The organism is Mycolicibacterium helvum (assembly GCF_010731895.1).
Lineage (GTDB): Bacteria > Actinomycetota > Actinomycetes > Mycobacteriales > Mycobacteriaceae > Mycobacterium > Mycobacterium helvum.
Genome location: NZ_AP022596.1, coordinates 3,099,751 through 3,119,618, shown reverse-complemented (window position 1 = coordinate 3,119,618; position 19,868 = coordinate 3,099,751). Strand labels below are relative to the sequence as shown.

The following is a 19,868-nucleotide window of genomic DNA, read 5'->3' as shown; positions in this document are numbered from 1 at the left end:
TCAGCCGCCGGCCAGCGCGAGGAACATGCCGCAGCCGGCGGCCACCAACACCGCGTCGATGAGTAGCGCGTAGGTGCGATCCTGGAGTCGTTGCACGAATCGGCGAGTCAGGAACGGGCCGATCATCAACGCTGCACCGATCGCCAGCCCGCGGACAACGAGATCGGTTTTCAGAGAGCCCGCTTGACCGAAGGTGGCGAGTTTGGCCGTGTATAGCCCCAGCGCGCTGGCTGCTTCGGATCCCAGGAAGGTGCCGCCGCTGAGCCCGTATCCGGTGAAGATCGGCACGCTCAGCGGTCCGGTCGACAAGACCACACCCGTCAAGAATCCGACGACCGCACCGGCGAGGGCGAGGTGCCACAACCGAAGTCGCCACGCCCGCGCCACCATCGCTCGGCGGATCGGGATCATCACCAGGAAGAACACGCCAAGGAAGCCGTCGATGATCTTCGGGGAGATCGTCAGCAGCGTGTGTGCGCCCAGCGCGGCGGCCGGCGCACCGGATGCCGTGTAAGCGAATACCGGTCGCCACCTGATCCGCGACCACCAGGCGACGACTCGTCCGACGTTGGCCAGCACCGCCGCGATGCCCATCATCGGGACCGCAGCGCGTGGCCCATACAACACCACCAGCACCGGCAGCAGCACCAGCGATGATCCGGTGCCGACCAGACCGCCGAGCGCACCGGCACCGAGCGCGAGAACGAAAACACAGACGAGAGCCACCATCGCAGGACCTTCTCGCCGACGTGGGGCACGCCGACGGAGATCCTCCAGGCTTTTATCCGTTCAGATGACCGCAGTCCGTTGGGAACCACAGTGGCGCCGCTCGGACCAGACGCACAGAAATGCCGGAACCCTAGGCGCTATCCCCTTCACCGTACCGACCGGCGCTGCACCCGCAGGGCGGCCACCGCGGCCGACTCGTTGAACGCCGTATGCGCCAGCACCGGAGCAAGCACGCTCCCCGACTGCTGGGCCAGCCAGCCGAACACCCAGCCGGCCACGCCCGTCACCAACACGGTGCCGAGCACCGGATCGCCGACCCTCCTGGCGTCTGGGATGTGCCAGAGCCCGAAAGCGACGGCCTGCACCAGCGGGCCGGCGGTCGGCCCCATCGCTCGCACGGCGACGGTCTGAAGAACGCCCCGAAAGAGCATCTCTTCGGTCCAGGCCGTGGCGATCGGAATCTCCAGCGCCAGCCAACGGACCGGATCCGCGGGGATGTGGCGGGCCTCCATCCCGGCGCGCACTCGGGGCACCGCAGTCAATGCCGCGACGGTCGTGGCCACCAACCCGACGGCCACAGCGCCGGTCCGCAGTCCCGTCCACAGCTGCGGAGGCCGCAGGCCCAATGGCGCACCGACGGCGGCCGCCAACGCGGTACTGACGATCGCACGCACGCCCGGCGCACCGGAATCCTTGGTAATCACTGGAATTCGGGACCGCCGGCGGCGACGAGCTTCTCCAGCGCACCGCGGATCCGCTCGGTGTCCGCAGGAGTCCAGCCATCCGGAGCGGCGACCGCGACCCAACCGTCGAGCTGGCTGTCCCCGTAATTGTGGCCATGCCCGATCGGTGACGCTTGCGCACTGGTGACATTGCCGGCCATATCGGCGCTGACTTGCCAGAACGTGACGATCGGGTACCAACGCATGGCCGCGCTGCGGTCGAAGCCCGGCGGTTCCTTCAACCAATCCGGCCGCCCGAAGATCAGCTCCGGCGTCCACCACACGACCGGATCCGATGGGTGCTGTAGGTACAGCACCCGGGTGCCCTTCCACGGCGGCGACGCCGCGACCCCGGCGATCTCGGCCGGGCTGGCCGCCTGAGCGAACCGGACGGTGCGTCCGGCGTCGTACCACGGCTGAACCTCCGGGGTGCCCGGGTCGCGCCGGACAGTCAGGGCCTTCCACAGGCTGCTGGCGTTGGGCGGACCCACCCAGAGCACCGAGGAGAACCCCAAGGCGTCGACGTCGGGCAGGTAGCCGAACGCACCCTGGCCGGCCAACGAGCCCAGGCTCTCGCCGTAGAGCACCAGCTTGGGCCGACTGTTCTCGGGCCATTGCAGCCACCGTTGGTGGATCCCGTCGATCATCGCCTTGCCCGCCTGCACCGACTTCTCCTGATCGGCCAAAAACGAGATCCAGCTCGGCAGGTACGAGTACTGCATGGCCACCAGCGCGGTGTCGCCGTTGTACATCGACTCGATCGAACGCGCGGCCACCGGATCGACCCAGCCGGTGCCGGTGGTGGGGATGATCACCAGCACCTTGCGCTCAAAAGCCTTGGTGCGCTGCAGTTCCGAGAGCAGAACGGCGACCTGGCCCTCGAGGGTGTCCGCGGTTTGCAGGCCGGCATAGATGCGGATGGGTTCCTTGGCCGGCCGCCCGTTCAGTTCGGTCAGCTCGGGTGCGTGCGGACCAGTGGCCACGAAGTTGCGGCCTTGAAACCCCAAGGTATCCCAGTCCGCAAATGACGCGCTGCTGCCTGATCTTTCGGGCTGGACAGGTTGTTCGATACCGGGTCGGGTGGTGTCGTTCACGGGCTGGAACATCGCACTGGCGCCGGCGATGAAGCCGCGGTAGAGCACGCCGTTCACGAGGGTGATGATCAGCACCACCACGATCGCGGTGCCGATGAACATCGCCACCTCGTCGTTGAGGTTCCAGCGCCGGATCATCACGCGGGCCAGGAACTTGATGGCATCCTTGATCACCCGCGCCAGGCCGACCAACAGGCCGCCGGCGATCAGTGCGACGACCAGGGTGCGCAGGTAGACCAGCGTGGACAGACCCTCGATCCCCATCACCGTCGAGATCTGGCGCTGCCAGGCAGCCGCCGGCACGAGCATCAGCAGGCTGGCACCGATCGACAGCATGACCGTCGCGGTCTTCAGCAGGGAGGCAACCCTGGTCCCGAGTGGCCACCACGGCCGGTGGACGAGGAACAGCCGGCGGACCAGCCAGCCCACCAACACGCCGATGCCGTAGCCGATGGCGGCGTTGATGCCACCGATCACCCCGGCCAGCACCCAGTCGCGCGGTGTCAGTGACGGGGTCAGCGACAGGCAGAAGAACAGCGCGCCGAAAGCCACGCCGGCGAAGTCCAGCCGGACCAGGCTCCACGCCCATTCGATCAGCGATTCGCGGTGACGCCGACGCGTCGGCGGGGCCTTGGCCTCACCGGTGACGTCGTCGACCGCGCTGGTCATCCGAAGAGCCCGGGCAGCACTTTCTCCGAGGTGGTGCGCAACTCTTCGAGAGTCACCGTGAACAGGCCTTGGACCTCAACGGAATCCGAACCAGGGTCGGACACCCCGATGCGTGTTGCCGGCAGTCCGCGGGCTTCGCACATCGCCGTGAAACGGCTCTCCTCGGTGCGCGGTACGGCGACCAGCGCGCGCCCTGCTGATTCCGAGAACAGTGCGACGAAGGGGTCGGCCTGTTCGGGAAGGACGATGCGACAACCGGTTTCACCGGCCAGGGCCGCCTCGATCACCGCCTGGATGAGGCCGCCTTCGCTCAGATCGTGGGCTGCCGATGCCAGACCGTCGCGGGACGCTGCGGCCAGCACCTCGGCCAACAGCTTCTCGCGGGCCAGATCGACCGTCGGTGGCACGCCCCCAAGGTGATCGGCGGTGACCTGCGCCCAGATCGAGCCGTCGAACTCATCGCGGGTGTCACCGAGCAGAAACAGCGTCTCCCCCGGCTCGTTGCCCAACCCGGTGGGAATGCGCCGGCTGACATCGTCGATAACGCCGAGCACACCCACCACTGGCGTCGGCAGAATCGCCGTCGCCCCGGTCTGGTTGTAGAAGCTGACGTTGCCGCCGGTGACCGGAATCCCCAGGGCCGCACAGCCATCGGCGAGACCACGGACCGCCTGGGAGAACTGCCACATCACGCCGGGATCTTCGGGCGAGCCGAAGTTCAGGCAGTTGGTCACCGCGATCGGGGTAGCGCCGGTGACCGCCACATTGCGGTAGGCCTCGGCCAGCGCCAGCTGCGCGCCGGTGTAGGGGTCGAGTTGGGTGTAGCGGCCCGAGGCGTCCGTGGACAGCGCGATGCCGCGGCCGGTGGCTTCGTCGATGCGCAGCACGCCGCCGTCGGCATGCTCGGCAAGGACCGTGTTGCCGCGCACGTAGCGGTCGTACTGCTCGGTGATGAACCCCCGGCTGCATAGATGCGGGCTGCCGATCAGCGCAAGCAAAGTCGCGCGCAGCTCGGCACCGGTCGATGGCCGTGGCAGTGCGGCTGAGGTGTCGGCGATCAGCGCGTCCTGCCAATCCGGGCGAGCCACCGGCCGCTGATAGACCGGGCCCTCATGGGCGACGGTGCGGGGCGGCACGTCGACGACGGTCTCGCCGTGCCAGGTGATCTGGAGCCGGTCGCCGTCGGTGACCTCACCGATCACCGTCGCCAGCACCTCCCACTTGCGGCAGACCGCCATGAACGCATCGACGTTGTCCGGGGACACCACCGCGCACATACGTTCCTGCGACTCGCTGGACAGGATCTCGGCCGGGGTCATATTGGCCGCCCGCTGCGGCACCTTGTCCAGTTCGATGGCCATGCCGCCGTCCCCGGCGGACGCCAACTCCGAAGTGGCGCACGATAATCCGGCACCACCGAGGTCCTGAATGCCGATCACCAGACCGGCGGCGTACAGCTCGAGACAGCACTCGATGAGCACCTTCTCCATGAACGGGTCGCCGACCTGCACGCTGGGCAGTTTCTTGCGGCCCGGCCCGGATCCCTCGTCACCGCCGAAAGTGTCGCTGGCCAGCACCGACACCCCGCCGATGCCGTCCAGACCGGTGCGCGCGCCGAACAGGATGATCTTGTTGCCGGTCCCGGAGGCGAACGCCAGGTGCAGGTCCTCCTTGCGCAGCACCCCCACACACAGCGCGTTGACCAGAGGATTGCCCGCATAGGACGGGTCGAAGATGGTCTCGCCACCGATATTGGGCAGGCCGAGAGAGTTGCCATAACCGCCGATGCCGCGGACCACGCCGTCGAGCACCCGGCGGGTGTCGGGGGCGTCGGCCGCACCGAAGCGCAGCTGGTCCATGACCGCCACCGGCCGCGCACCCATCGCCATGATGTCGCGAACGATGCCACCGACACCGGTGGCCGCGCCTTGGTAGGGCTCGACGTAGGACGGGTGGTTGTGCGACTCGACCTTGAATGTCACGGCCCAGCCGTCGCCGATGTCGACCACGCCGGCGTTCTCGCCGATGCCGGCCAGCATCGCCTTGCGCATCTCGTCGGTGGTGGTCTCGCCGAAGTAGCGCAGGTGCACCTTGGACGATTTGTAGGAGCAGTGTTCGCTCCACATCACCGAGTACATCGCCAGCTCGGCGTCGGTGGGTCTGCGGCCGAGAATGTCCCGGATCCGCTGATATTCGTCGTCTTTGAGGCCGAGTTCGCGATACGGCTGCGGGTGTTCGGGGGTGGTCGTCGCATGGTCGACAGTGTCGACAGCTCCAGTGAGCCCAGATGTCACGCCAAACAGTCTAGTGGCGCGGCTCCGGTGTGCTGCTCCGTCGCGCTTCTGAACGCGCGGAGGCCGTACACCACGGCGTCGCTGAGTACCACCGGCACCATCACCAACAGCACTCTTCTCGGCCGCCCTTCAGCGGGCATGCGTCCGGGCGGCCGTGCCTGGCTTACCGAGGCCTGACGGCGACCAGTGCACCCTTGGCGGGCGCGATAGCCACTCCTCGGGACATCTGCTTTTCCCCGCGCGCATCCGACGGGCTGATCGTGTGATCGCGCAGCAGGGTCCGCAGGACCACCCGCATCTCCATGTTCGCGAACGCGGCGCCGATACAGCGGCGGATGCCGCCGCCGTAGGGAATCCACTCGGCCGGGTCGGGCGACCGGGACAGGAACCGATCGGGATCGAACCGGCCGGCGTCGGGGAAGACGGCTTCATCGGCGTGTACGAGCCCGATGCTCGCCACGATCGTCAGCCCCTGCGGAATGGTCCACGGGCCAAGGGTCAGCGCCGGTGCGGTCACCTGCCGAAAGGTCACGTCGATCACCGGGCGGGCGCGCTGGACCTCAAGGATGGTGGCATTGAGTAGCGCGTCCGATCCTGCGTCGAGGTCAGCGACCAGGCGGCCCAGTACCGCCGGGTGTCGCTGTAGCCGCTCCACCGCCCAGGCCAGCGTGGTGGCGGTCGTCTCATGACCGGCCGCGAGCAACGTGATCAGTTCGTCGGCGATCTCGGCCCGGGTCATCGGCGAACCGTTTTCGTAGCGGCTGCCCAGCATCAGCGCCAACACGTCGTCGCGGGATTCCAGATCGGGATCGGCCAGTGCCTTCTCGATCAGCCGGTCGACGATCTCGTCGTACTCACGACGGTAGATGCCGAATCGCCCCCAGGGGCTCCAGCGTCCCCAATCCCATTGGGGCACAGGGATGAGCGATAGCTTGGACCCGAGTTGGATCGCCCGCGGCAGCATTTCTCGTAACCGAGTGAACTCCTCGCCGTCCGCCCCGAACACCGCCCGCAGGATGACGTTCAGGGTGATGCGCATCATCGACGGCAACACCGCGAATATGCGGTCGGCGGGCCAGGCACCGAATTCGGCGACGGCTTCGCGTTCGACGATGGCCTCATAGGCGCCCAGCCGCCGCCCGTTGAACGGCGGTGTCAGCAGCTTGCGGTGCGCGCGATGGCGCGGACCCGCCAGCGCGAACATCGAATTGGGGCCCATGACACGGCCGAGATTGGCGTCGGTCGTGTCGGCGACATCGGTGCCTGCCCTGAACAGCTGGCGGATCTGGCCCGGGTCGCTGAGCACGACGACACGGCCAAAGATGGGCAGATTGAGGGTGAACGCCGAGCCGTAGCGGCGCCGCACGATGTGCAGGGCGGTCCTGCGGTCGGCCACCGCGATTGCGGCTTGCAGTGCCCGAGGAAGCGGCGGAGCGGGCGGCAACGCGGTTGTCGGCACCGGCGGATGATAGGCGGCGGCGACGTTTCGCGGCCGTCCGGAAAGCGTCTAGTTGATGAACGAGGCCACTTAGGACGGTGACAGAAATGCTTGCAGCGCAGCCGCATACGCACTGACGTCGGCCGCACCCATCAGCTCGCGGGCGGAGTGCATGGCCAGCTGGGCGGCGCCGACGTCCACGGTGGGGATACCGGTGCGCGCCGAGGTCATCGGCCCGATGGTCGAGCCGCACGGCAGATCGGCGCGGTGCTCATACCGTTGTAGCGGCACGCCCGCCTGCCGGCAGGCCAGTTCGAAGGCCGCCGCGGTCCGGCCGTCGGTGGCATAGCGCAGATTCGGCTGTACCTTGAGCACCGGCCCGGAGTTGACGGCGATCAGGTGTCCGGGTTCGTGACGGTCGGGATAGTTCGGGTGCGTGGCGTGGGCCATATCGCCGGAGGCCACCATCGACGCCGTCAGCAACCGCAGGAAGTCCTCCCGGTCGCCGCCGTCGGCGAGGACGATGCGCTCCAGCGTCGTCAGCAGCAGATCCGACTGTGCGCCGTGATCGGAGGTCGAGCCGACTTCCTCATGGTCGAACAGGGCCAGCACCGGCAGGTAGGCGCGCGGTTCGGCGGCCAGGAACGCCTCCAGCCCGGCGTAGCAGGTGCCCTGGTTGTCCAGTCTGGGAGCGCTGACGAATTGATCGTCGACGCCGGTGAGCGCGGACGGGGTCAGGTCGTGGGTCATCAGATCGGCGGACAGCAGGTCGGCCGCGGGCACTCCGGCCCACTCGGCGGCGTAGCTGAGGAATGCTCGGGGTTCGGTACCTAGACCCCACACGGCATTGACGTGACGCTGGGGATCGAGCTTGACCGCCGCACGGTCCTCGGCGAGGTGGATGGCCAGCTGCGGCACCCGCAAGATCGGCTCGTCGATGCGCACCAGCCGGTGCGATACGCCACCGACGGCAGCGGGGTCGCGCACCGAGAGGCGGCCGCTGATCCCGAGGTCGCGATCCAGCCAGGAGTTGAGCCACGCCCCGCCGTAGGGTTCCAGCGCGACGACCTGCCAGCCGGCCACCACCCGGTCCGGATGCTGCTTGACGCGCAGGTTGGGGCTGTCGGTGTGACCGCCGATGATGCGGAACGGCCGATGAGGATTGCCGGCGCTCGAGTGCTCAGAGTTATTCCAAGCGACCAGCGAGCCGGCCCGCACCGTGAAGTACCGACCGGCCTCGGCCGGCCACCGATCGGTCTCGGCCAGCTCGGTGTACCCGGCGGCCTGCAGGCGCTGTGCCACCGTGTGACAGACGTGGAAGGGTGACGGCGACGCGTCGATGAACTCGCACAACCCGTGCGCACTGGCACCTGTGGACATGTTCACCATCATCGCCGACATCATTTTCGTTAGGGTCAGATGGTGCCCTCCCCGCTACCCCAACCGGTACTGGCTCCCCTGACACCTGCCGCGATCTTTTTGGTGGCCACCATCAACGAAGGCGGCGAGGCCGCCGTGCACGACGCGTTGCCCGATCTGGGCGGCCTGGTCCGGGCAATCGGGTTCCGTGATCCGTTGAAAAATCTGTCGATGGTGACCTCGATCGGGTCCGACGCGTGGGATCGGTTGTTCGCCGGGCCGCGCCCCAAGGATTTACACCCGTTCGTCGAGCTGCGTGGCGCCCGCCATCACGCCCCGTCCACGCCGGGTGACCTGCTGTTCCACATCCGCGCGGAGACCCTCGACGTCTGCTTCGAGCTGGCCGGCCGGGTGGCCAAGGCGATGGCCGGCGCGATCACGATCGTCGACGAGGTGCACGGCTTCAAGTTTTTCGACAACCGCGATCTGCTCGGCTTCGTCGACGGCACCGAGAATCCGGACGGCCCGCAGGCCGCCAGCTCCACCGAGATCGGCGACGAGGACCCGGAATTCGCCGGTGGTTGCTACGTCCACGTGCAGAAGTACGTTCATGACATGCCATCCTGGGAGTCGCTGTCGGTGACCGAGCAGGAGAACGCCATCGGCCGCAGCAAGCTCGAGGACATCGAGATGGCCGACGATGTGAAACCGTCCAACTCGCACATCGCGCTCAACGTGATCGAGGACGCCGACGGCAATGAGCTCAAGATCGTGCGGGCCAACATGCCGTTCGGTGAGGTCGGCACGGGTGAGTACGGCACGTATTACATCGGCTACTCGCGGTCGCCCGACGTGACCGAGAGGATGTTGGAGAACATGTTCATCGGCGACCCGCCGGGCAACACCGACCGCATCCTGGACTTCTCCACCGCCCTCACCGGCACGATGTTCTTCACCCCCATCGTCGATTTCCTGAACAATCCGCCCCCGAGGCCGGGCTTCGGCGAGACCGAGGCGGCTCCCCCGGCACCAGCCACCACCTCCGACGGCTCATTGGCGATCGGCAGCCTGAAAGGACAGTCCTGATGAACAACCTCTACCGCGAGCTCGCTCCGATCACCGAATCCGCTTGGGGCGAAATCGAACTGGAGGCAACCCGGACGTTCAAGCGGCACATCGCGGGCCGTCGCGTCGTCGACGTCAGCGAGCCGGGCGGGCCGGTGACGGCCGCGATCAGCACCGGCCATCTGCGCGACGTGCCCGCGCCCGCCGACGGTGTGGTGGCCCACATTCGGGAGTCCAAGCCGCTGGTGCGGCTGCGGGTGCCGTTCACCGTGTCCCGCACCGCGATCGACGACGTGGAGCGCGGCGCCCAGGATTCCGACTGGGATCCGGTCAAGGACGCCGCCAAGAAGCTGGCGTTCATCGAGGATCGCGCGATCTTCGAGGGTTACGCGGCCGCATCGATCGACGGAATCCGCAGCTGCAGCTCCAACCCGGCGCTGGCGCTGCCCGAGGATGCCCGCGAGTATCCCGACGTGTTCGCCCAGGCGCTCTCGGAGCTGCGGCTGGCCGGTGTGGACGGTCCGTATTCGGTGCTGCTGTCGGCCGATGCCTACACCAAGGTCAGCGAGACCACAGAGAACGGTTATCCGCTGCGGGAGCACCTCAACCGGCTGGTGGATGGCGAGATCATCTGGGCGCCCGCTATCGACGGGGCGTTCTTGCTGAGCACCCGCGGTGGCGATTTCGACCTTCAGCTGGGCACCGATGTCGCGATCGGGTACTTGAGCCACGATGCCGATTCCGTGCAGCTGTACCTGCAGGAGACGCTGACGTTCCTCTGCTACACCGCCGAGGCGTCGGTCGCGCTGACCACCTAACCGATGCGGTTTCGGCGCGCTGCCGTTCGCCTGGCGACGGTTTTCGCGCCGAAATCGCGTTAGGCGGCCAGCACCGCGTCGAGTGCGGAGTAGAACAGGCCGAGCCCGTCGTCGGACGGGCCGGTCAGCGCTTCGGTGGCGTGCTCGGGGTGCGGCATCAGCCCGACGACCCGGCCGTTGGCCGAGCTGACGCCGGCGATATCGCGCATCGAGCCGTTGGGGTTGTCGGCGTAGCGGAACACCACCCGGCCCTCGCCCTCGAGTTCGTCGAGCACGGCTTCGCTGGCCACATAGCGGCCCTCACCGGATTTCAGCGGCACCAGCAGCTCGGCGCCCGACTCGTAGCGCGAGCTCCAGGCGCTGGTGATCGAGTCCACGGTCAGCCATACGTCGCGGCAGATGAAGTGCAGGCCGGCGTTGCGGGTCAGCGCACCGGGCAGCAGCCCGGCCTCGCACAGCACCTGGAATCCGTTGCAGATACCCAGCACCGGCAGGCCGGCCTTGGCCGCGGTGATCACCTCACCCATGACGGGTGCGAACTTCGCGATCGCACCGCAGCGCAGGTAGTCGCCGTAGGAGAAACCACCCGGCACCACCACCGCGTCGACGCCCTTGAGGTCGGCGTCACCGTGCCAGAGGCTGACCGCCTCGGCACCGGCCAGTCGCACCGCGCGGGCGGCATCGACGTCGTCGAGCGTGCCCGGGAAGGTGATGACCCCGATCCGTGCGCTCACGACGGCTCCCGGGTGACCGACCAGTCCTCGATGACGGTGTTGGCCAGCAGCGACTCGGCGATTTCGGCGAGTTCGGAATCGCTGACCGAGTCGTCGACTTCGAGTTCGAATCGCTTGCCCTGCCGGACATCTGAGATACCGGCATGTCCCAGCCGGCCCAGGGCACCGACGATCGCCTGACCCTGGGGATCGAGAATCTCGGCTTTGGGCATCACGTTGACCACCACACGGGCCACGGGCTCTCCTGCTGACGTCGGGGAATGTTGCGGTGGTAACTCTACCGGCGGCTCATGGGCACGACCCGATATAGGCGGTGCACAGCGGCGCGCCGAGTGCGTCGAGCACGGTTTCGTCGGCGGCCGTCGGCCACGCGGTCAGTGGCGGTGCGGTCGACCACAGCGCCAGCTCAGTGACCGTGCTGTTGGCGGGGCTGGCCACCACGTACTGGTGCAGGATCACCGGTCCGCTGACCACCGCGGCCATCCGGTCCTGCTGGTCGATGGTCAGCGAGGGGGAGGCCAGCGGATTGGTGCGCTGGCAGGACCGTAAAGCGGCGACCGCGTGGTGGAAGACGTCGTCGACGAGTTGGCCGCCCCGCCAGGTCTCTCCCCGCCAGTGCATCACCGTCGCCTGCAGCTGCCACTGGCCATCGGGGTTGACCACGGTTGCCCGTTCAGCCACGGCGTAGGCGCGCGGATCCTGGGCCATCGGCGGCGTACCGCACAATTCCTCGAACCGGAACCGGGGCGCGGTAGCGGTCACCGCCACACCGCCCAGGCGCGGCCAGGTATAGCGGGCGTTGAGCGGCATCGCCCACGGCGCGATCCACGCCGCGTCGGGGATGCGGTCACAATTGGGCGGGCACAGGCCAGGGTCGGCGGCAGCAGGCGGCGCGACGGCGAGCCCGCAGGCCACCAGCGTCACTGCGACGAGCCACCGCACGTTTTGCCGCCTCCCCCTGCGCGCACAATCGTAAACATGGAACTGACGCATTTCGGGCATTCCTGCCTTCTCGCCGAGTTCGACGGCGCCACGCTGTTGTTCGACCCGGGAAACTTCTCCCACGGTTTCGAGGGCGTGACCGGCCTGTCGGCGATCCTGATCACCCATCAACACCCAGACCACGCCGACCGGGAGCGGCTGCCCGCGCTGGTCGAGGCCAACCCGAACGCGGTGCTGTACGCCGATCCGGCGACCGCGGCCGAACTCGGTGAGCCCTGGCGCGCGGTGCACGTCGGCGACGCATTGAACGTCGCCGGGCTGACGATTCGCGGGGTCGGCGGCCGCCACGCCGTCATCCATCCCGAGATCCCGGTGATCGACAACATCTCGTATCTGGTCGGCGACGACGACCACCCCGCCCGGCTCATGCATCCCGGCGACGCGTTGTTCGTGCCGGGCGAACCGGTGGACGTGCTGGCCGCCCCGGCGGCCGCGCCCTGGATGCGGATCTCCGAGGCGGTCGACTACCTGCGGGCGGTGGCGCCGGCGCATGCGGTCCCGATTCATCAGGGCATAGTGGCTCCGGAGGCTCGGGGGATCTATTACGGTCGGCTCACCGAAATGACCGACACCGACTTCCGGGTATTGCCGGAGGAGAACTCGTTCCGGTTCTGAGGTCGCAAGGCAGACAGGCGAATTCATCATCGACGGTCACCCCACGGCGGCGACCCTCTCTACGACGTCAAACCCCTTCGGGCGCATCAAGAATCGCAGTGCCGACACCTACTCGACCAGCCGCTGGAATAGACACCCCAAGGAGAACCTGTGAGCGCAAACGATCTCGAGAACCTGTTCGGACTGTCCGGCAAGACCGCGTTGGTCACCGGCGGGAGCAGTGGCATCGGGGTGATGATCGCGCGCGGCCTACTGCAGGCGGGCGCCAGTGTGATCATCAGTTCCCGCAAGGCCGACAAGTGCGCGCAGGCCGTCGAGCAGCTCTCGGAGTTCGGCAGCGTCCGGGCCATTCCGGCGGACCTGTCGAAGCAGCAGGAGTGCAAGCGGCTGGCCGCCGAAGTCCTTGCCGACACCGACGAGTTGCACATCCTGGTCAACAACGCCGGCGCGACATGGGGTGAACCGCTGGAGTCGTTTCCAGCCGCGGCCTGGGACAAGGTGCTCGACCTCAACGTGAAATCGCCGTTCTGGGTTGTGCAGGAGCTGGTGGGTGCGCTGCGTAAGGCCGGTACCCAAGACGACCCCGCACGGGTGATCAACATTGGCAGCATCGACGGGATTCACGTCCCGGCCATGAACACCTACTCCTACTCCGCCAGCAAAGCCGCGCTGCACCAGCTGACCCGGGTGCTCGCTAAAGAGCTTGGACCGCAACACATCACGGTGAACGCGGTGGCACCGGGCCCGTTCCAGTCGAAGATGATGGCCGCGACACTGGACGCCTTCGGGGATGCGATCGCGGCCTCGTCGCCGCTGCGGCGGATCGGCCGCGACGACGATATGGCCGGCATTGCGATCTTCCTGGCCAGCCGGGCCGGCGCGTACGTGAACGGGGCGATCATCCCGGTCGACGGCGGGATGGCGACGACGGCGAGCGGCTCAGGCCGCTAGGCCGCGGATCTGGCGGGGACCGTAGATCCCCAGCGGTACACCGTCGGCGCACAGCCGTGCATCAGGGCCAGATCGATCGCGTCGAGCATGGCCTGGCGAGATCCGACCTTGCCGAGTTGCCGTGCAGTGACTGCCAATCGGACGATGCCGCCGCGCCGCGCGGTGCGTTCTGCGGAGAGCACCAGCGTGCGACACCACCACGGTTCGGTGACGAACCCTCCGCCGATACCGACCACCCGTGCGCGCACCGTATCGCCGGACACCAGGTCGGTGACACCGTGCAGGTCGACGAGCAGCCGGAAGCCGTTGCGCGGCAGGGCAAATTCTGTTCCCGAGGAGACTGTCCAACCCGGAGCGGCGAACAGCCTGGTTCGCAGGCCGACGTGTTCGAGGACCCGGTCAGCGCCCATCAGCCGCAGGTTCGCCTCGTGCGCGGGCAGCGCGGCGAACTCGCCGCGACGCTTCTTGGTGGCAGCCGCATCGAATCCGTGCAACACCACCGCGTCGCCTTTCGCGCGGCGGCTGGTCAGCCAGCCGATCGTGCGCGGGTCGGATTCCAGGCGGTAGCCGTCCTTTTGCCGCGGCGCGACTAGCAGCGACACCGGAACCGTGCGGGCATCGAGTGCGTCGCAGAACTCTGTGACGTCGCGCAACGTCCGATTGCTGATCCCGGACACCGACACCATGAGTTGTCCAGCCACCGTCGCAGTGTGGCAATTTCAGGTGTCCACACGGTGACCGGCACCCGGATGTCAGGCGTCTATCGGTGTTCAGCCCGGCAGGACAGCCTCGATCGCCTCGACCACTTCGGGGGCATCGGGCGTGGTCTGCGGGCGGAACCGGTTGACCACCGTGCCGCCGGGCGCAATCACGAACTTCTCGAAGTTCCACTGGATGTCGCCGGCCTGGCCATCGGCGTCGGCGAACGTGGTGAGCTCGGCGTACAGGGGATGCCGCTCCGGGCCGTTGACGTCGGCCTTGGCCAGCAACGGAAAGGTCACGCCGTAGGTGGTCGAGCAGAAAGTCTGGATTTCCTCCGGCGTTCCCGGCTCCTGCCCCATGAACTGGTTGCACGGCACCCCGATCACGGCCAGGCCACGATCGGCATAGTCGCGGGCCAGTTGCTCCAAAGCGGCGTACTGCGGGGTCAGGCCGCACTTGGAGGCAACGTTGACCAGAAGTACCGCGCGGTCGGCATAGTCGGCCAGCGAGGTGGGGACTCCGGCGAGCGTCGTGAGCGGGACGTCGGTCAGACTCATGCGGCTGACTGTAGTCCCTAACCGTGAACTGACCCCAGCCGGGCGCAGCCCTCGTCGGCTCGTCCCGAGATCACCTGTCACGTGGGAATTCATAGGCGCGCAGCGACCGGGATTTGCCGGCGTGCTGCCGCGACAACAGGCTTGTGAGGTGCGTTGACACCACCAGATTGCGGACCAAGATGCCCGGGCGCGTCTTGGGTACGGAAAACCCGGTGAACAAATGACTTTGTTTGCTTGCCACCAAAGGGCGTTGAGCACTTTCGTACCGCATGAACGCCGCTTGGGGTTGGTCGCCCGCGGCGAGTTCGCCGGCGAGGCGGTAGGAGCCGGAGAGCGCCAGCAACGCTCCTGCCCCCGACGCAGGGGATGCACAGTAGGCCGCATCGCCCACGAGAACCACTCGGCCCTTCGACCAGGACGGCATCTGAACCTGGGCCAACGCGTCGAAGTAGAAATCAGGCGCGCTGTCGACTGCGTCGAGCATGGCCGGCACATGCCAGCCGAGCTCGCCGAAGGCCTGGCGCAGGAGCCTTCGCTGCGCACCCATGTCGCGGTAGTCGTAACTCAGTGGCGATGGGCTGCGGAACGTGAAGTTGACGAGTCCGCGGCCACGCTCGGGTGCCCGGTAGATCGCTGCAGATTTTCCGGGTTCGTTGTAGAACGTAGTCCAATAGTCTTGGCCTACAGGCAGATCGGCGCTGGCTATGGCGTAATAGTGTTGCTTGAAAACTCGGAAGTCTTCTTCTGGTCCGAACACGAGCCGGCGTACAGCCGAATGGAAGCCGTCTGCGCCGACAACCAGGTCGAAACGTCGTTGTGATCCGCTGGCGAAGGTCACGTCGACACCGCCTGAATCCTGAGTCAGGGCGGTAATACTATCGCCGAACACGTATTCGACGTCACAGCCGGTTGCGTCGACCAACAGCCGAGCGAGATCGCCACGTCGGACCTCGATGTCCTCGGATCCGACCATGCGCTCCAAACCTGCCGTTGCGATGCTCGCACGCTGACGGCCATGCCTGTCGACGAACCGCATACCGTGCGTTTCGAGCGCGTGCTCTCGGGCAGCCTCGGTTAGCCCCATACGGTCGATCACCGTCAACGCCTCAGACCGTATGTCGACGCCATTACCTCCTTTGCGGAGTTCGGCCGCTTGTTCGACCAGGGTCACCTTGAAACCAGCTCGCACCAGCCAGAACGCAGTGGCGGGGCCAGCCAGGCTAGCTCCCGAGATCAGGATCGTTTTGGTCCGCATACGCTGACGGTAACCATTCACTGCCCATTGTGCAATATTGCGCATTGAGCAGTTTCTGGCGGACATCGTCACCGGTGTCCCCCGAGCTTGCCAATGCACGGAGCACAGAAGGCACTGATGCAGCCGGTAGCGGATCCCTGCGAGGCCGCAGCGCAATTACTTGGCGCAGTGCGCAACGAAGTGTCACTATGACGCCTATGCGCCCGGGGTTCCGCGAGCAGAAGAAGCAAGACATGCGTGACCAGCTGAGCTTGACCACCGTGTTGATGGCGCGCGAGCGCGGCCTGGCAAATGTCCGCGTGGAGGACATCGTCGATCGGGTGGGCGTCTCGCGCCGAACCTTCAGCAATTACTTTGCGAGCAAGGAGGAAGCGGTCGCAGATCGCCATCGACAGCGGGCCGCGCAGGCCGCTCGCGTGCTGAGCCAGCGACCACCCGAGGAAGACCTTTGGCAGGCGGTGACTGCAGCCGTTCTCCAGCCATATACTGCGTGGTCTGGGGCACGAAGTCCCCAGCCAAAAGAGGAGCAAGACAGCCTGTTGACGGCGCTGAGCGACCCCGCCATGCAAACCGCCATCGCACGAGGGTCACGTTTGGCCGCAGAAGAATTCGCTCAGGCTATCGCAGTCCGTAGCGGAGGTGACGTCAACACCGACTTCTACCCGCGATTCATTGCTAATGCGGCTCTGTCGACCGCGCTGGTCACCCTCGAATTCTGGCTGAACGCGCAGCCCCCCATCGAGCTACTGCCGTTGATGGAGGGGGCGTTCCATCAACTCGGCCAAGGCCTCAACCACCAAACCGGTTCCGGAACAACCTGATTCCGGCGAAGGCGTCGCCAGCTTGTCGGCGCGAAGTAGCCGATTTGGTCAGTGTATCGAGACACTAGCAAGCACCGGCGGTGGCCAGCAGCCACGAGTACTGGAAGGCCGCCTCTTTCCAGCGCTCGTAGCGGCCGCTGATCCCGCCGTGGCCGGCGGCCATCTGGGTCTTCAGCAGCACCGGATGCCCGTCGGTCTTGGTGTGCCGAAGCGCGGCAACCCACTTCGCGGGCTCGACGTAGAGAACCCGGGTGTCGTTGAGCGACGTCATCGCCAGGATCGCCGGATACTCCTTGGCTTCGACGTTCTCGTACGGCGAGTAGGACTTCATATAGAAGTACACGTCCTTGTTCTCCAACGGGTTTCCCCACTCGTCCCACTCGGTGACCGTCAACGGCAACGACGGATCCAGAATGGTGGTCAGCGGATCCACGAAGGGCACCTGCGCCAGGATGCCGGCGAACAGCCCCGGCGCGAGGTTGGCGACGGCACCCATCAGCAGACCGCCGGCGCTGCCGCCGAGTGCCACCAGGTTCTGCGGCCGGGTCAGGCCGGTGTCCACGAGATGCTGTGCCGCCGCGATGAAGTCGGTGAAGGTGTTCCGCTTCTCCAGCAGCTTGCCGTGCTCGTACCAGAGTCGGCCCATCTCACCACCGCCGCGGACGTGGGCGATGGCGAAAACCATGCCCCGGTCGAGCAGCGACAGCCGCGCGACCGAGAAACGGGGATCCTCGGACGACTCGTAGGCGCCATAGCCGTAGAGCAGTGCGGGAGCGGGGAATTCGATACCCGCCTTGTAGATGACGGAGATCGGCACGCGGGTGCCGTCGTCGGCGACAGCCCAGTCCCGGTGCTCGACGTAATCCTCACTGTTATAGCCACCCAGCACCGGCTGCTCGCGCAGCAGCGTGCGCTCGCCGGTGGCCAGGTCGAGGTCGTAGATGCGCAGCGGGGTCACGAACGAGGTGGTGCCCACCCGCAACTTCGGGGTCGACCAGTTGGGGTTTCCCGCCATGCCCGATGACGAGAGTTCCGAGTCGAACGTGATCTCCTCAGGCGTGCCGTAGCCGTCGGTATCGATGGGCCACAACTGGATCCGCGGCAATGCCTCCCTGCGGTAGCTGACCACCAGGTGATCGGCGAAGGCGTCGACGCCGTCGAGGCGCACGTCGTCACGCGCGGCGATCAGGGTGCGCTGGTCTGCTGCGTCGGCGACCGGCGCTTCGACGAGGGTGAAGTTGACCGCACCGTCGTTGTGCAGGATGAGGAACTTGTCCTCACCGCCGATGACCGCGTGCTCCACCGAGTACTCGACACCGTCACGGCGTGGCAGCACGCTGGTGAATTCGGTGTTCGGGTCAGCGGCGTCACCGAACCAGACTTGCGAGGTGATCGCGGAGCCGGCGGCGATGATCACGTACTTGTTGCTGCGGGTGCGTCCCACGCCGATCCAGAACCGTTCGTCGGGCTCGTGGAACACCTGCTCATCGGGCTCATCCGAGCCGAGCCGATGGCGCCACACGGTGTCCGGGCGCCACGCCTCGTCGACCGTCGTGTAGTACACGCATGTGTTGTCGGTCGCCCAGGTCACCCCGGACGAAATCCCGGCAATCTCGTCGGGATAGAGCTCACCGGTGCGTAAATCCTTGAACCGCAGCGTGTATCGCTCATCGCCGACGACATCGACCGAATAGGCGAGCAGGTTCCCATCCAGACTCACACTGCTGGCGCCCAGCGAGAAGAAGTCGTGGCCGTCGGCCTCGGCGTTCTCGTCGAGCAGCACCTGCTCGCCCGGGACGGCGGTGTCCTCGTCGAACACCGGCGGATCCCAGTCATCCGCGCCGGCTATCGGGCAGCGGCAGTGCGCCCCGTACTGCTTGCCTTCGAAGCTGCGCCCGTAGTACCACCAGTCACCGCGGCGCGTGGGAACCGACATGTCGGTTTCCTTGGTGCGTGCCTTGATCTCCTCGAAAATCTTCTGCCGCAACGGCTCGAGGTGTGCGGTGGCCTCATCGGCGTAGGTGTTCTCGGCTTCCAGGTAGCCGATGACCTCCGGGTCGGACTTTTCGCGCAACCACTCGTAGGGATCGACGAAGACGTCGTCGTGGAAGACACGCTCGGTGTCGACCCGCTTGGCAATGGGAGGAATCATGGGTTGGGTCCGATCCAGTCGGCGAACGACAAACCTGAAATGCGTTCGTAGGCTTCGATATAGCGGGCACGGGTCGCTTCGACGATATCGTCGGGCAAAGCTGGTGGCGGGGCGGAACCGTAACGGTCCCAGCCTGATTCCGGCCCGGTGAGCCAGTTGCGGACGAATTGCTTGTCGAAGCTGGGCTGCACCACGCCCTGCTGGTAGGTGTCGGCCGGCCAGTACCGGGACGAGTCCGGGGTGAAGACCTCGTCGGCCAGGACCACCCGGTCGTCGGCGTCGACGCCGAACTCGAACTTCGTGTCGGCGATGATGATGCCCTTCGTCAGGGCGTGGTCGGCGGCCTGCAGGTAGATCTGCAGGGTGCGCTCCCGTAGCTGGTTGGCGCGGACTGCCCCAACCAGCTCGATGGTCTTGTTGAAGGAGATGTTCTCGTCGTGCTCGCCGATCTCGGCCTTGGTCGCCGGGGTGAACAGCGGCTCGTCGAACTTGCTGGCCTCGACCAGGCCCGGGGGCAGCGCGATACCGCAGACTCTGCCGTCGCGCTGATAGTCGAGCAGGCCCGAACCGGTCAGGTAGCCGCGCGCCACACACTCGACGGGCACCATCTCCAGCCGGCGCACCACCAGGGCACGGCCCAGCACCTCACCGGGGATGCGGGGGTCATCGGGCGGGCCGGCGAGATGGTTGGGCGCGTCGATGTAGTCGAAGAAGAACACGCTCATCGCGGTGAGGATGCGGCCCTTGTCGGGGATCAGGCTGTCGAGGATGTAGTCGTAGGCCGAGATCCGGTCGCTGGCGACGAACAACAGATGCTCGTCGTCGATGGAAAAGATCTCACGGACTTTGCCGCTGGCCAGATGTTGGTAGTCGCTCAGAGCAGGGCGCATC

General features: G+C 66.7%; 19 protein-coding genes. 5 read left to right on the top strand and 14 right to left on the bottom strand.

Annotation, left to right across the window (positions count from 1 at the left end):
- The 6 genes from G6N38_RS14610 to G6N38_RS14585 form a co-directional block, all read right to left on the bottom strand.
- The gene (locus tag G6N38_RS14610) at positions 1-729 is read right to left on the bottom strand and encodes a sulfite exporter TauE/SafE family protein (protein WP_163748598.1); all 729 of its coding nucleotides are present in this window, start codon (positions 727-729) and stop codon (positions 1-3) included.
- Between the two features lie 146 nt (positions 730-875).
- The gene (locus tag G6N38_RS14605) at positions 876-1,433 is read right to left on the bottom strand and encodes an Rv0804 family intramembrane glutamic endopeptidase (protein ID WP_246227926.1); all 558 of its coding nucleotides are present in this window, start codon (positions 1,431-1,433) and stop codon (positions 876-878) included.
- On the bottom strand, positions 1,430-3,214 hold the full coding sequence (locus G6N38_RS14600; protein ID WP_163748596.1) for an alpha/beta hydrolase: 1,785 nt from the start codon (positions 3,212-3,214) through the stop codon (positions 1,430-1,432). The genes G6N38_RS14605 and G6N38_RS14600 overlap by 4 nt, the downstream gene beginning before the upstream one ends.
- Positions 3,211-5,508, bottom strand: coding sequence for a phosphoribosylformylglycinamidine synthase subunit PurL (gene purL, locus G6N38_RS14595; RefSeq protein ID WP_163748595.1), 2,298 nt, complete (start codon positions 5,506-5,508; stop codon positions 3,211-3,213). The genes G6N38_RS14600 and purL overlap by 4 nt, the downstream gene beginning before the upstream one ends.
- A 163-nt stretch (positions 5,509-5,671) precedes the next feature.
- Positions 5,672-6,967 (bottom strand): cytochrome P450, encoded by a 1,296-nt coding sequence (locus G6N38_RS14590; RefSeq protein WP_163748593.1) that lies wholly within the window; start codon positions 6,965-6,967, stop codon positions 5,672-5,674.
- 69 nt (positions 6,968-7,036) lie between these two features.
- Positions 7,037-8,326, bottom strand: a complete 1,290-nt coding sequence (locus G6N38_RS14585; protein ID WP_163748591.1) for a M18 family aminopeptidase — start codon at positions 8,324-8,326, stop codon at positions 7,037-7,039.
- A 42-nt stretch (positions 8,327-8,368) separates the two neighbouring features.
- Here G6N38_RS14585 and G6N38_RS14580 point away from each other — a divergent pair, with 42 nt between their 5' ends.
- Together G6N38_RS14580 and G6N38_RS14575 are read left to right on the top strand one after the other, a co-directional pair.
- Positions 8,369-9,391 carry a Dyp-type peroxidase gene (locus G6N38_RS14580; RefSeq protein WP_163752016.1) on the top strand — a complete coding sequence of 341 codons (1,023 nt, stop codon included), beginning with the start codon at positions 8,369-8,371 and terminating at the stop codon, positions 9,389-9,391.
- Entirely contained in the window at positions 9,391-10,188 is a 798-nt protein-coding gene (locus G6N38_RS14575; protein ID WP_163748589.1) for a family 1 encapsulin nanocompartment shell protein, read from the top strand. The genes G6N38_RS14580 and G6N38_RS14575 overlap by 1 nt, the downstream gene beginning before the upstream one ends.
- Before the next feature lie 59 nt (positions 10,189-10,247).
- Here the strand turns inward: G6N38_RS14575 and purQ are convergent, their stop codons facing one another.
- Genes purQ through G6N38_RS14560 form a run of 3 tightly spaced genes read right to left on the bottom strand, consistent with a single transcriptional unit; the run spans position 10,248 to position 11,864 of the window.
- Positions 10,248-10,922 (bottom strand): phosphoribosylformylglycinamidine synthase subunit PurQ, encoded by a 675-nt coding sequence (gene purQ / locus G6N38_RS14570; RefSeq protein ID WP_163748587.1) that lies wholly within the window; start codon positions 10,920-10,922, stop codon positions 10,248-10,250.
- The gene (purS, locus tag G6N38_RS14565; protein WP_163748585.1) at positions 10,919-11,158 is read right to left on the bottom strand and encodes a phosphoribosylformylglycinamidine synthase subunit PurS; all 240 of its coding nucleotides are present in this window, start codon (positions 11,156-11,158) and stop codon (positions 10,919-10,921) included. The genes purQ and purS overlap by 4 nt, the downstream gene beginning before the upstream one ends.
- A 52-nt stretch (positions 11,159-11,210) precedes the next feature.
- Positions 11,211-11,864 carry an ATPase gene (locus G6N38_RS14560; RefSeq protein ID WP_163748582.1) on the bottom strand — a complete coding sequence of 218 codons (654 nt, stop codon included), beginning with the start codon at positions 11,862-11,864 and terminating at the stop codon, positions 11,211-11,213.
- A gap of 36 nt (positions 11,865-11,900) precedes the next feature.
- Here G6N38_RS14560 and G6N38_RS14555 point away from each other — a divergent pair, with 36 nt between their 5' ends.
- The gene (locus G6N38_RS14555; RefSeq protein WP_163748580.1) at positions 11,901-12,539 is read left to right on the top strand and encodes an MBL fold metallo-hydrolase; all 639 of its coding nucleotides are present in this window, start codon (positions 11,901-11,903) and stop codon (positions 12,537-12,539) included.
- Between the two features lie 150 nt (positions 12,540-12,689).
- Complete coding sequence (locus G6N38_RS14550; RefSeq protein WP_163748578.1) at positions 12,690-13,490, top strand: SDR family oxidoreductase; 801 nt, start codon at positions 12,690-12,692, stop codon at positions 13,488-13,490.
- On the opposite strand, the gene G6N38_RS14545 is transcribed toward G6N38_RS14550, so the two are convergent.
- From G6N38_RS14545 to G6N38_RS14535, 3 genes are all read right to left on the bottom strand, one after another.
- Complete coding sequence (locus G6N38_RS14545) at positions 13,487-14,191, bottom strand: DUF2334 domain-containing protein (protein ID WP_163748576.1); 705 nt, start codon at positions 14,189-14,191, stop codon at positions 13,487-13,489. The two genes, G6N38_RS14550 and G6N38_RS14545, sit on opposite strands and share 4 nt — an antisense overlap.
- A gap of 69 nt (positions 14,192-14,260) precedes the next feature.
- On the bottom strand, positions 14,261-14,749 hold the full coding sequence (locus tag G6N38_RS14540; protein WP_163748574.1) for a glutathione peroxidase: 489 nt from the start codon (positions 14,747-14,749) through the stop codon (positions 14,261-14,263).
- 70 nt (positions 14,750-14,819) lie between these two features.
- A complete protein-coding gene (locus G6N38_RS14535; RefSeq protein WP_246228020.1) occupies positions 14,820-16,070 on the bottom strand; it encodes an FAD-dependent monooxygenase in 1,251 nt (416 codons plus the stop codon).
- Positions 16,071-16,237: 167 nt separating this feature from the next.
- On the opposite strand from G6N38_RS14535, the gene G6N38_RS14530 reads away from it, so the two are divergent.
- Positions 16,238-16,825 (top strand): TetR/AcrR family transcriptional regulator, encoded by a 588-nt coding sequence (locus G6N38_RS14530; protein WP_163748570.1) that lies wholly within the window; start codon positions 16,238-16,240, stop codon positions 16,823-16,825.
- A 64-nt stretch (positions 16,826-16,889) separates the two neighbouring features.
- On the opposite strand, the gene G6N38_RS14525 is transcribed toward G6N38_RS14530, so the two are convergent.
- The gene (locus G6N38_RS14525; protein ID WP_163748566.1) at positions 16,890-18,977 is read right to left on the bottom strand and encodes a S9 family peptidase; all 2,088 of its coding nucleotides are present in this window, start codon (positions 18,975-18,977) and stop codon (positions 16,890-16,892) included.
- Positions 18,974-19,867 (bottom strand): phosphoribosylaminoimidazolesuccinocarboxamide synthase, encoded by an 894-nt coding sequence (locus G6N38_RS14520; RefSeq protein ID WP_163748564.1) that lies wholly within the window; start codon positions 19,865-19,867, stop codon positions 18,974-18,976. The genes G6N38_RS14525 and G6N38_RS14520 overlap by 4 nt, the downstream gene beginning before the upstream one ends.
- Position 19,868: the final 1 nt, after the last annotated feature.

Bases quoted from the DNA above. Each gene is read 5' to 3' on its own strand.
- G6N38_RS14520 (WP_163748564.1), bottom strand. From the start codon at position 19,867: ATGCGCCCTGCTCTGAGCGACTACCAACATCTGGCCAGCGGCAAAGTC.
- G6N38_RS14540 (WP_163748574.1), bottom strand. From the start codon at position 14,749: ATGAGTCTGACCGACGTCCCGCTCACGACGCTCGCCGGAGTCCCCACC.
- G6N38_RS14610 (WP_163748598.1), bottom strand. From the start codon at position 729: ATGGTGGCTCTCGTCTGTGTTTTCGTTCTCGCGCTCGGTGCCGGTGCG.
- G6N38_RS14600 (WP_163748596.1), bottom strand. From the start codon at position 3,214: ATGACCAGCGCGGTCGACGACGTCACCGGTGAGGCCAAGGCCCCGCCG.
- G6N38_RS14530 (WP_163748570.1), top strand. From the start codon at position 16,238: ATGCGTGACCAGCTGAGCTTGACCACCGTGTTGATGGCGCGCGAGCGC.
- G6N38_RS14525 (WP_163748566.1), bottom strand. From the start codon at position 18,977: ATGATTCCTCCCATTGCCAAGCGGGTCGACACCGAGCGTGTCTTCCAC.
- G6N38_RS14585 (WP_163748591.1), bottom strand. From the start codon at position 8,326: ATGTCCACAGGTGCCAGTGCGCACGGGTTGTGCGAGTTCATCGACGCG.
- G6N38_RS14575 (WP_163748589.1), top strand. From the start codon at position 9,391: ATGAACAACCTCTACCGCGAGCTCGCTCCGATCACCGAATCCGCTTGG.
- G6N38_RS14535 (WP_246228020.1), bottom strand. From the start codon at position 16,070: ATGTCCGCCAGAAACTGCTCAATGCGCAATATTGCACAATGGGCAGTG.
- G6N38_RS14555 (WP_163748580.1), top strand. From the start codon at position 11,901: ATGGAACTGACGCATTTCGGGCATTCCTGCCTTCTCGCCGAGTTCGAC.